Raw genomic sequence first — 11560 nt, forward strand, 5'->3', positions numbered from 1 at the left:
GAGGAAGACTGCATTGTCAGGCATTTACCACAACCCGGGTTGAGACCGGCATCGATCGTCACCATAGAATCGGACTCCAGACGCCAAACGATGCCTCCCCCATGACCGAGACGACCTACGTATTCGACGCCACCACTGCGACCTTCGAGGCCGAAGTCCTGCAGAAGTCGCTGCAGACGCCGGTGCTGGTCGACTTCTGGGCCACCTGGTGCGGGCCGTGCAAGACCCTGGGCCCAATGCTGGAAAAACTGGCCGCCGAGTACAACGGCGCCTTCGAACTGGCCAAGGTCGATGTCGACAAGGAACAGCAGATCGCAGCGGCCTTCCAGATCCGCTCGGTGCCGACCGTGTTCCTGGTCAAGGGCGGCCAGCTGGTGGATGGCTTCCCGGGCGCGATTCCGGAAGGCCAGCTGCGTGAGTTCCTGGCCCAGCACGGCATCGTGCCGGCCGATGTCGGCGACGCCGCGCCCGAAGATGACGCCCCGCTGGACCCGCAGGCGCAGGTCGATGTGCTGCGTGCCCAGATCGCCGCCGAGCCGGACAAGGACGAACTGAAGCTCGACCTGGCCCTGGCCCTGCTGCAGATCGGTGGCGTGGACGAAGCCGGCACCCTGATCGACGGCCTGCCCGCCAATCTGGCCACCGACGACCGCGCCGTGCGTGCCCGCGCCCGCCTGGCCTTCGCCGCCGCGCTGAAGGATGCCCCGGCCGCTGAAGTGCTGGACGCCCGCATCGCCGCCGATGGCAAGGACCTCAAGGCCCGCCATCTGCGCGGCGTGCAACTGTTGCTCGGGGGCCATGACGAAGCTGCGTTGGCCCAGTTCCTGGAAATGCTGCGGATCGACCGCACGTTCGAGGAAGGGCTGCCGCGCAAGGCCCTGATCGACGCCTTCAATGTGATCTCCGACGACGACCTGGTCGGCCAGTACCGTCGCCGGATGGCCTCGCTGCTGTTCTGAACGGGAGCCGTCCTCGTTCAGAATCCCTGCACTGAACGCGGGCAATAATGCACTGGATGGCGGCCGTGCGGCCGCCACGATCCGTTCGGGGGGATGAGGTCGGGGCCATGGGGTCTTGCAGCTGCGCCCCCGCATTGCCGGGATTGCAAACTGTGACCTTCGTCCGCTCGCTGTCGTTCGCCATGCGCTTCCAGGGCGCGCTGCTCTGCGCTCTTCTCTTCCTGCCGGCCATTGCCGCGGCCCAGGACTGGAACTACCGGGTCCGTCCCGGCGATACCCTGTGGGACCTGGGTGGCCTGTATCTCAAGCCCTCGGTACGCTGGCAGCAGCTGCAACAGCACAACCGCATCGACAACCCCTACCAGCTGCCGCCGGGGCAGCTGCTGCGCTTCCCGATCAGCTGGCTGCGCATCGAACCAGCCCCCGCCCGCGTGCTGTCGGTAAGGGGCAAGGTCGAACTGTCCGGCGCCGATGGCAGCGCCACACGCGCGCTACTGGCCGGGGAACAGCTTCGCATCGGTGACACGGTGCAGACCGAGGGCGACTCCAGCGTCACGCTTGAATTCGCCGACGCTTCCCGCCTGCAGCTGCGCGAGCATTCCCGGCTGCGCCTGGACCAGCTCAGCCGTTACGGCCACACCGGCATGGTCGATACCCGCGTGCGCCTCCAGCAGGGCCGCGCCAGCAACCGGGTGACGCCTGCCCGTGGCCCCGCCTCGCGCTACATCATCGATGCACCTACGGCGACCAGCAGCGTACGCGGTACCGTATTCCGGGTCAGCGCCGGTGACGCCGGCCACGTGGCTGCCACCGAAGTGCTGCAGGGCAAGGTGCAGGTCGGCAACATCCACGGCAAGCGCCTGGTCCAGCCTGGACAGGCCAGCCTCAGCAGCAGCGCCGATACGGCGCCGGATGCTGTCTCCGCGCTTCTTCCAGCACCGCAGCTGCGCAGCGACGGCATGCGCCTGGCGCCCTTGCCGGCCCTCCTCGCCTGGGACCCCGTCGACGGCGCCGCCCGCTACCGCGTTGAAGTGGTGCTGTCGGCAACGCCGGAAATCCTGCTGTTTACCGCCACCACCACCGATACCCGGCTGGCGATCGGCGACCTGCCCCCCGGCCAGTTGCGCATCCTGTTGCGCGCCGTGGATGCGCAGGGTGTGGAAGGCCTCGACGCCAGCGCCGATTTCGAACTCGGCGACCAGCCCCCGCCGCCACTGACGGTGGCCCCGCTGCACGGGCAGACCATCAACAGCGACCGACCGCGCTTCCGTTGGAGCCAGGCGCCCGGTGCGCGCAGCAGCGTGCTGCAGATTGCCGCCGAGCCGAACTTCGAGCAACCGCTGCAGGAACAAAGCACCCCGGGCACCGACCTGCGCCTGGCGCAGCCGCTGCCGCCCGGCCAGTACTTCTGGCGGGTGGCCTCGCGCGATGGCAACGGCCACCAGGGCCGCTATGGCCAGGCCCTGCCCCTGCAACTGAGCAATGAACCGGTCGACCCGGCCCTGCAGCCGCCTGAGGTCACGCGTGGCGAACTGACCCTCCGCTGGCAGGCCGGCAGCGAAGGCCAGCGGTACCGGGTGCAGGTGGACCGTCGAGGCGACTTCCGGGCACCCCTGGTCGACCAGACCGTAAGCGAGCCGCAGGTCAGCTTCAAGCAGCCGTGGAGCGGCACCCTGCATGTGCGCGTGCAGTACATCGACGACGACGGGCATGCGGGCGAGTACTCGCCGGCCCAGCAGATCAAGCTGCCTTGCCGTCTGTGCTACGGCGCTGGTGGCGGCGCCCTGCTGCTGTTGCTGTTGTTATGAGGCGCTCGCCGCTGCCGTGGTCGAAGCGGATTCTGCTGGCACTGCTGGCCGGCGTGCTGACGGTGATCGCCAGCCACGGCCAGTGGCTGTGGCGCCAGGACGAAGCCGCCTATGACGCCATGGTTGGGAATTGGGAGTACCGCCCCGACCCCAGCGTGCTGATCGTGGCCATCGACGAGGGCAGCCTGCAGCGCATCGGCCAATGGCCCTGGCCCCGTTCGGTCCATGCGCGCCTGCTGGACCGGCTGACCGACGCCGGCGCCGAGCGCATCGCACTGGACCTGATGCTGTCTGAGCCGGATCGACACGACAGCCAGCAGGACGATGAACTGGCCACAGCGATCCGCCGCAGTGGCCGGGTGGTGCTGCCAGTGCTGGCGGCGCCGGCCGCCGGCGACCGCATGGCCGAGGAAATGCTGCCGATTCCGCAGATCGCGAGCAGTGCTGCGGCAATCGGCCATACCGATGTGGAAGTGGACGGCGATGGCGTCGCGCGCGGTGTGTATCTGCATGCGGGCATCGGCAAGGCCCATTGGCCGGCATTGGGCCTGGCGCTGGCCGACCTGCCGCCGGGCACGGTGCACGGCCTGCCCGATCCCGATCCGCAGATCGGTTCGCCCTATCAGTGGCGACGCGACGACTACGTGCGCGTGCGCTATGCGGGGCCGCCCGAGCGCCTGCCGCAGGTGTCCTATGCCGACGTACTTGATGGTCACGTGGACACGGCGATGCTGCATGGCCGCCGCATCGTGGTGGGCATGACGGCCAGCGGCATCGCACCGCGGCTGTTGACCCCGACCACCCGCGAGTACTGGATGAGCGGCAGCGAATACCAGGCCAACATCGCGTCGATGCTGCTGCAGCACAAGCAGATCGATCTGCTGCCACGCCTCTGGCAGCACGCCATCAGCGGCGTGCTGGCCGCGTTGTGCGTGCTCCTGCTCGGCCTGCGCCTGCCATGGCTTGCCGCACTGTGCTCGCTGCCGCTTCCACCGCTGCTGAGCTGGTTGCTGTTGCGTGCCGGTGACCTGTGGTGGGCACCGGCAAGCGCAATGCTGGGCATCCTGCTGGTGTTGCTGTCCTGGGCGATCTGGCGGATCTCGGCCTGGCACCGCCAGGCCAACCGTGATGCGCTGACCGGCCTCGGCAATCGCCTGCGTTTCGAGCAGTCACTGCAGCAGGAATGCGATGCCGCGCGCCGCAGTGGCAGGTCCTTGAGCCTGGCACTGATCGACGTCGACCATTTCAAGCGCCACAACGACCGCCACGGGCATCAGGTCGGCGACCGCGTGCTGCGCGATGTTGCACGGCTGATCGGTGCGCATGCTCGGCGCCCACGCGACATGGCCGCGCGCTACGGTGGCGATGAGTTCGCACTGGTGCTGCCGGATACCCCGGCCGAAGGCGCACGCCAGGTCATCGAGGACCTGATCGCCTGCGTGCGTGCACTGCCGGCCCCCGGTGATGGCAGCGACGGTGCCGTCACCCTCACCATCGGCGTGTTCACCCGCGTGCCTGACGGCACGCTGCAACCGCATCATTTCGTCGAAGGCGCCGACGCCGCGTTGTACCAGGCCAAGGCCAACGGCCGCGACGGGTATGTGATCGACGACAAGGCGTGACCCTCGCCGCCGCCGGGGTGCAACATACGCATGCGAATGGCTAGACTGGGCGCCTCGCCCTGCGTCCCCGCACCCGCACCCGCATGAACGCCCACCTGTTCCGCTTCGGTATCAATCTCTGGCCACCGTTCCTGTTCACCGGCATCCATGTCACCCGCATCACGCCGGACTACCGGCAGATAGATGTCGAGCTGCGCCTGCGGCCATGGAACCGCAACTACGTCGGCACGCACTTTGGCGGCAGCCTGTTCGCGATGACCGATCCATTCTGGATGCTGGGCCTGCTGCACATCCTCGGGCGCGACTACTACGTGTGGGACCGAGCAGGCGCCATCGACTTCCTCAAGCCCGGCCGCGGCACCGTACGCACGTCATTCCGCATCGACGACGCGCTGCTGGATGAACTGCGCACGGAAGCAGCCAGTGGTGAGAAGGTGCTGCGCTGGTTCAGCAACGACGTGGTCGATGAGAGCGGCGAAGTGGTCGCCCAGGTGCGCAAGCAGGTCTACCTGCGGTTGAAGCCACACGCACGCTGAGCGCGCCTCAATCGCGCGCCAACGCAGCCGAAGCTGGCTCCGCCTGCAGCGGTACCGTCAGCCACGGGTTCTCATCAGCGCTGCGCGCTGGAGAACGACGCGGCACCAGCAGATGGCGGCCATCGACGGACAGCCGCGGCGACCGCACCGGCGACCGGAACTGCGCAGGCAACCGCTGCAGCGCCTCAGCCGGGTCTTGCGCCTGCTGCCGCAACCAGCGCTGGGCGCCAAGCAGGCGCAGCATCGCCGCCGCGTCCTGGGACCGTGACGAATACGCAGGATAGACGGGCGCGGCAATCTCGGTCAGCACGCACCCCATCACATTGGACAGGCAACCGAAATCCCGCTGCGGCGGCGCTTGTAACGGCAGCGGCCGATCGGCCTCCAGCGCGGCCGTGGCGGCTGCGCCACAGGCCCAGCCAAGATTGCCGGCCACGCGCGCCAACGTGCTGCGCCGGTCAAGCACCAGGACGCCACCAAATTCCCGGGACGAGGACTCGATCGCCGCCCGGCTCATCGCGTACTCGCCCTGCATAGCACGGCACAGGCTCTGTTCCTCGGCCCGCAACGGCTGCATGGCCTGTTCGCACTCGGCCGGCAGGGGGTGGTCGGCAGGCAGTTCAACCAGCATGTCGGCCAGCAGCTGGGCATTGGCCTGCACCAGGCTGGCACCGATGATGCTCTCGACCAGATAACTGCTGCCGGGCACCAGCCGCCGGCCCAGCTGCAGGCCACGGCAGGCACCACGCAGGGCACCGTCAATGTCACCCTGCACATAGGCCAGCGCGCGTGCACTGGTGGCGTCCATCACTACGCCATAGGCCGGCAACGGGACCAGAATGCCCTCGCCCTTCGGAGGGAACGGCGACGCGAAGTAGTGGGCGTCGGCCAGCTGATCCAGCCGCGCATGCAACTGCTGGTGCCCGGCGTGGGCCTCCACGAAGCGTTGCGGGTCCGCGCGGACCTGGGCGAGACAGCCGCTGGCGGCCGGCCCGCAACTGGCCCCGGGCCGCGAGTGCAGCTCGGCATGGTTGGCTACCAGGTGTGTCCGGCCGCTGCTTCCGCCATGTGCATCGGCTTCCCAGCGCCGTACATCCTCGGCCAGCGCCTGCTCGCGCTGCTGGGCATCCAGATCGTCGAACGGCAGCGTCCACAACAGTGCATATCCATTGCGGCCGCTCACCGGCAGGCGTGCTTCCAGTCGCTGCTGCGCCTGCAGGCGCGATTCGGGCACCGGCCACATGCGCGAGGCGCACCACACCACGATGGCCAGCACCAGCAGGCCTGCCAGGGTCCAGCCCAGTCCGCGCAGAATCTTCAACACAGCTTCCCTTCCATGTGCCGTTGCCGCAGTCGATTCCCCAGCGTAATCGACCGGCCGTGACCGCTACAATGCGCGCATGTCGCTCGAAGCCCCCGCCCTGGTCCCCCGCCCCTCCCTGCAGCGCCTGTTCCTGACCGGCCTGCTGACCCTGCTGCCGATCTGGCTGACCTGGGTCGTGGTCAAGTTCGTGTTCGTGCTGCTGTCGGGTATTTCCAGCCCGCTGGTGGTGCCGCTGTCCGAACAGATCGCAACCAGCTTCCCGCACTATCTGGGCTGGGTCCGCGCCGAGTGGATCCAGGACACCATCGCCCTGCTGGCCACCCTGCTGGTGATCCTGGCGGTGGGCGTGGCCAGCCGCCGCGTGCTCGGCCAGCGCCTGCTGCGCTGGGTCGGCGCGGTCATCAAGCGTATTCCGTTGGCCAGCATCATCTACGACAGCGCCAAGAAGCTGCTGGACATGCTGCAGACCGAACCGGGCAGCACCCAGCGCGTGGTGCTGATCGACTTCCCGCATCGCGACATGAAATCGGTCGGCCTGGTAACCCGCGTGATCAAGGAACACGGCACCGACCGTGAGCTGGCCGCGGTGTATGTACCGACCACGCCGAACCCGACCTCGGGCTATCTGGAAATCGTGCCGGTGGAACTGCTGACCCCGACCGACTGGACCGTCGATCAGGCAATGAGCTTCATCATCTCCGGCGGTGCCGTGGCACCGTCCAGCGTGCCGTTCACCCGCGCCGGCGAACGCACTGGCGAACGCACCGAATGACACCGGCGCCGATCGAGCGCCCGCTGCAGGACCGCGCGGTCCTGCTGTTCATCGTGCTGGCCGCGTTCTTCTGCGGCAACGCGGTGCTGGCCGAGCTGATCGGGGTGAAGATCTTCGCGCTGGAAGACACCCTGGGCATCGATCCGCTGAACTGGAACCTGTTTGGCCAGACCGGCTCGCTCAGCTTCACCGCCGGTACCCTGCTGTGGCCGGTGGTGTTCATCATGACCGACACGATCAACGAGTTTTTCGGCAAGCGCGGCGTGCGCTTCATCTCGTGGCTGGCGGTGGTGCTGATCGGCTACGGCTTCCTGTTCGCCTTCGCCGCCATTTCACTGGCGCCGGCCAGCTGGTGGGTCACGTCGATGGATGGCCACGGCGTGCCCGATTACCAGGCCGCGTTCGCAGCCGTGTTCGGCCAGGGCATGTGGACCATCGCCGGTTCGCTGGTGGCCTTCCTGCTCGGCCAGCTGATCGACGTGGCCGTGTTCCATCGCATCCGCCAGGCCACCGGCGAGCGCCACGTGTGGCTGCGTGCGACCGGATCCACCGCGATCTCCCAGGTGGTGGACAGCTTCGTGGTGATCTGGATCGCCTTCGTGCTCGGCCCGCAGCACTGGCCGACGTCGCTGTTCCTGGCCGTCAGCAGCGTCAACTACATCTACAAGATGGGCTTTGCGATCGCATTGATCCCGTTGCTGTACCTGATGCGGCGCGCGATCACCCGCTACCTGGGCGCCGACAGGGCCGCCGCCCTGCGCGCCGCGGCTGCGGCTGACTGAAGCCCCAGCGGCAAAAAGCTGACTGCGCCTTCACGCTGGCCGTACGCGGCCGGATCGTGCAAGCTCCACGGTCTGTGTTCCACGGAAGCTCCTGATGCCGCATCCCACCCGCGCCCTGGCCGCCGCCATTGCCGCGTTGTTCCTGTTCAGTGCCGTGCCGTCGGCCGAAGCAGCGAAGAAAAAGGCCAGCCGCCCTGCCGCCGCGCAGACCCGCCAGGCTGCCAAGCCCAAGGCCAGGCCCGCCCGCGCCACCGCGCCGGCGCGTGGCAGCTCGGCGCGCAGCGCCGCGCCCCGCCCGGTCGCCCCGGCCCGGGCCGTACCCAAGCAGGTGCAACTGGAGCGCCTGTACGACGAATACTGGGATGCCTCGATGCGGTTGAATCCACTGCAGGCGACCTTCCAGGGCGAGGCCCGCTACAACGACCAGCTGCCCAACATCCTGTCCGCCGCCTGGCGCCAGCAATCGCACGACTTCACCACGCAGTGGCTGGGCAAGGTCGAAAAACTCGGCAGCGACGGCCTGCAGGGCCAGGACCTGCTCAGCTACGAGATCTTCGTGCGCGACGCGCGCGCCTCGCTGGCCGCCGAGCGTTACCCGAGCTGGATGATGCCGATCAGCCAGTACTACAACATCGGCAGCATCATGGCGATCCTCGGCTCAGGTGCCGGCGCGCAGCCGTTCAACACCGTGCAGGACTACGACACCTGGTCGCGCCGCTCGCTGGGCATTCCCGAGCTGTTCGACCAGGCCATCGACAACATGCGCCAGGGCATGAAGGCCGGCGTGGTGCAGCCCCGCGACCTGATGGAGAAGGTGCTGCCGCAGCTGGATGCGGTGATCAAGCCGACTGCCGAAGAGAGCATCTTCTGGTCGCCGATCCGCACCATGCCCAACACCATCGGGGCGGAGGACAAGGCGCGCATCAGCGCCGAGTACAAGCGCATGATCGAGCTGCGCATCATGCCGGCCTACCGCGCCCTGCGCGGCTTCATCGCCACCGAATACCTGCCGGCCACGCGCACCAGCAGCGGCCTGGGCGCGCTGCCCGATGGCCAGGCCTGGTACGCCAGCCTGATCGTGCAGACCACCGCCAGCGACCAGAACGCCGCGCAACTGCACGCGCTGGGCGAGCAACGCGTGCAGGAGCTGCAGGCGCAGATTGCCACCGTGATGAAGGATGCCAAGCTGCGCGGCACGCCGACCAAGCTGCTGCGCAGCATGCGCAACGACCGCCAGTTCCAGTACGGTGACGCCAACGCATTGATCAACCGCTACCGCCAGGTGCAGCAGCAGGTCAACGCACGCCTGCCGCAGGTGCTCGATACGCTGCCGAAGTCCGCACTGGACGTCCGTGCGGTGGAACCGGAGCGTGCGCTCACCGCCGCGGCAGCGGCCTATCAGCCGTCCGCGGCCGGACAACCGGCCGTGTTGTACGTGAACACCCGCGACCTGCCCACCCGCAAGCGCTGGAACGTGCCGGTGCAGTACCTGCATGAAGCGATTCCCGGCCACCACGTGCAGCTGGGCCTGCAGCAGGAACTGGCCAAGCTGCCACGCTTCCGCCGCCTCGGTGGCGATCTCGCCTTCGTCGAAGGCTGGGGCCTGTATGCCGAAACGCTGGGTGAGAACCTGGGCATCTACACCGATCCCTACGACCGCATCGGCTACCTGTATTCGCGCCTGCTGCGCGCCGCCCGCGTGGTGGCCGACACCGGCGTGAACGCACAGGGCTGGAGCAAGCAGCAGGCCGTCACCTACCTGCAGAAGACCGTGGACATGAGCAGCGACGACGCCAACGCCGAAGTCGAGCGGATCATGGCCCAGCCCGGCCAGGCGCTGTCCAACGTGGCGGGCCTGACCACCATCGTCGCTCTGCGCGACAAGGCCAAGGAACGCCAGGGCGCCGCCTTTGACCTGCGCCGTTTCCACGCCGAACTGCTGAAGGACGGCTCCATGCCGCTGGACGTGCTGGGCCGCAAGATGGAACGCTGGATGGCGCAGCCCGCCAGCGCCACACCAGCCCCTTCACCCTGACCCCTCCGGAGCCGCCATGCGCCCTGCCGTCGCCCTGTTCGCCGTCGTGCTGGGCCTGCTGCCAGTGGCGGGCTCCGCCGCGCCGGTGCTGACCCCACCGGATGCGGGCATCGACGGCCTGATGCAGGCCTACGATGGCCGGGTGCCCGGCGCCGCCGTGCTGGTGCTGCATGACGGGCAGCCGGTGTTCCGCCGTGGCTACGGCCTGGCAGTGGTGGAGGACGGTACTGCGGTCACTGCCGCCAGCAACTTCCGGCTGGCCTCGGTCAGCAAGCAGTTCACCGCTGCGGCGGTGCTGCTGCTGGTGGAGGATGGACGGCTGGGGTTGAATCAGCCTGCACGACAGTGGCTGCCCGAACTGCCGCCGGCTGCAGCGGCCATCACGATCCGCCAACTGCTCTCGCACACCAGCGGCCTGCTCGATTACGAAGACCTGATGGACCCGGCTGACACGCGGCAGGTGCATGACGCCGACGTGCTGACCCTGCTGTCGCGCGAGGACCGCCTGAATTTCGCACCCGGCACGCAGTACCGCTACAGCAACAGCGGCTACGCGCTACTGGCCCTGATCGTCGGCCGCGCGTCCGGCCAGGATTTCGCCACCTTCCTGCAGCAACGCATCTTCCGCCCGCTGGGCATGGCGCATACCGTGGCCCACCAGGACGGCGTGGACACGGTCGCCGCGCGCGCCTCTGGCTACAGCCGGATCGACGGCCGCTGGCAGCGCACCGACCAGAGCACCACCAGCGCCGTGCTCGGCGATGGCGGCATCTATTCCTCGCTGGACGATCTCGCCCGCTGGGACGCCGCGCTGTATGACGACCGGCTGCTGTCGAAGGCTTCGCGCCGCGCGATGTTCAGCCCGGCCACGGCCACATCGGAACCGGACGTGCCGCATTACGGTTTCGGCTGGCGCCTGAACGGCCCGGTGCAATGGCACAGCGGCGAGAGCATCGGCTTCCGCAACGTGATCGTGCGCCACCCGGAAAAGCACCTGACCGTGATCGTGCTGACCAACCGCAACGATCCCGAACCGTACCCGCTGGCGCAGAAGATCGCCCAGCGCTGGCTGGACACTCTGCAATGAACACCGGTTCCGACTCCCTGCTGGGCATCCACCACGCCGCACTGATCTGCAGCGACTACGCACGCTCGAAGGACTTCTACGTGCGCATCCTCGGCCTGCGCGTGCTGGCCGAGAACCACCGCGCTGCGCGCGATTCCTGGAAACTGGACCTGGCTCTACCCGACGGCGGCCAGCTGGAACTGTTCTCCTTCCCCTCGCCACCGCCCCGTCCCAGCCGTCCGGAAGCCCAGGGCCTGCGCCACCTCGCGTTCCGGGTGGCTGTACTGGAACCCTTCATCCAGCGCCTGGCCGCGCATGGCGTCGCCTGCGAACCGATCCGCGTGGACGAATACACCGGCCGCCGCTTCACCTTCTTCGCCGATCCGGATGGCCTGCCGCTGGAGCTGTACGAAGTCGGTTGAGCGTTTTTCAATCGTGATTCATCCATGCATGGCATGGATCTACGTGTCGACCAAGGTCGACACCCACCAAGAGCAGGCCGTTCCATTCCGGCAGATCGCAGGAATCTGTCAGAGGTGGGGCGGTGTGGATGGGCAGGACCGTTGGCGCCATGGATGGCGCCATCGAGCCCCCATGGATGGGTTTACGGCGTGTCCTGCAAACCCACCCCGCCCGGCAAAGCGCGGCTTTTGCTC

Annotated in this window: 10 protein-coding genes; 9 read left to right on the plus strand and 1 reads right to left on the minus strand. The window is 68.0% G+C overall.

Annotation, left to right across the window (positions count from 1 at the left end):
- The first annotated feature begins 101 nt into the window (after positions 1 to 101).
- The 4 genes from trxA (at position 102) to R5H29_RS04810 (ending at position 4925) form a co-directional block, all read left to right on the plus strand.
- The gene (trxA, locus tag R5H29_RS04795; RefSeq protein ID WP_332328846.1) at positions 102 to 959 is read left to right on the plus strand and encodes a thioredoxin; all 858 of its coding nucleotides are present in this window, start codon (positions 102 to 104) and stop codon (positions 957 to 959) included.
- Positions 960 to 1066: 107 nt separating this feature from the next.
- A complete protein-coding gene (locus R5H29_RS04800; RefSeq protein ID WP_332328847.1) occupies positions 1067 to 2767 on the plus strand; it encodes a FecR domain-containing protein in 1701 nt (566 codons plus the stop codon).
- Positions 2764 to 4389 (plus strand): CHASE2 domain-containing protein, encoded by a 1626-nt coding sequence (locus tag R5H29_RS04805; protein ID WP_332328848.1) that lies wholly within the window; start codon positions 2764 to 2766, stop codon positions 4387 to 4389. The genes R5H29_RS04800 and R5H29_RS04805 overlap by 4 nt, the downstream gene beginning before the upstream one ends.
- Positions 4390 to 4472: 83 nt before the next feature.
- Positions 4473 to 4925: a DUF4442 domain-containing protein gene (locus tag R5H29_RS04810; protein ID WP_019662120.1), complete on the plus strand. Its 453-nt coding sequence runs from the start codon at positions 4473 to 4475 to the stop codon at positions 4923 to 4925.
- A gap of 7 nt (positions 4926 to 4932) precedes the next feature.
- On the opposite strand, the gene R5H29_RS04815 is transcribed toward R5H29_RS04810, so the two are convergent.
- Positions 4933 to 6249 (minus strand): hypothetical protein, encoded by a 1317-nt coding sequence (locus R5H29_RS04815; protein ID WP_332328849.1) that lies wholly within the window; start codon positions 6247 to 6249, stop codon positions 4933 to 4935.
- Positions 6250 to 6325: 76 nt separating this feature from the next.
- On the opposite strand from R5H29_RS04815, the gene R5H29_RS04820 reads away from it, so the two are divergent.
- From R5H29_RS04820 to R5H29_RS04840, 5 genes are all read left to right on the plus strand, one after another.
- On the plus strand, positions 6326 to 7021 hold the full coding sequence (locus R5H29_RS04820; RefSeq protein WP_005414135.1) for a DUF502 domain-containing protein: 696 nt from the start codon (positions 6326 to 6328) through the stop codon (positions 7019 to 7021).
- A complete protein-coding gene (locus tag R5H29_RS04825) occupies positions 7018 to 7803 on the plus strand; it encodes a queuosine precursor transporter (RefSeq protein WP_295555353.1) in 786 nt (261 codons plus the stop codon). Before R5H29_RS04820 ends, R5H29_RS04825 begins: the two co-directional genes overlap by 4 nt.
- A gap of 94 nt (positions 7804 to 7897) precedes the next feature.
- Positions 7898 to 9838, plus strand: coding sequence for a DUF885 family protein (locus tag R5H29_RS04830; protein ID WP_332328850.1), 1941 nt, complete (start codon positions 7898 to 7900; stop codon positions 9836 to 9838).
- A gap of 16 nt (positions 9839 to 9854) precedes the next feature.
- A complete protein-coding gene (locus tag R5H29_RS04835; RefSeq protein WP_332328851.1) occupies positions 9855 to 10925 on the plus strand; it encodes a serine hydrolase domain-containing protein in 1071 nt (356 codons plus the stop codon).
- Complete coding sequence (locus R5H29_RS04840; RefSeq protein WP_332328852.1) at positions 10922 to 11326, plus strand: VOC family protein; 405 nt, start codon at positions 10922 to 10924, stop codon at positions 11324 to 11326. Before R5H29_RS04835 ends, R5H29_RS04840 begins: the two co-directional genes overlap by 4 nt.
- Positions 11327 to 11560: the final 234 nt, after the last annotated feature.

It is taken from the genome of Stenotrophomonas sp. A3_2 (assembly GCF_036624925.1).
Classification (GTDB): domain Bacteria; phylum Pseudomonadota; class Gammaproteobacteria; order Xanthomonadales; family Xanthomonadaceae; genus Stenotrophomonas; species Stenotrophomonas hibiscicola.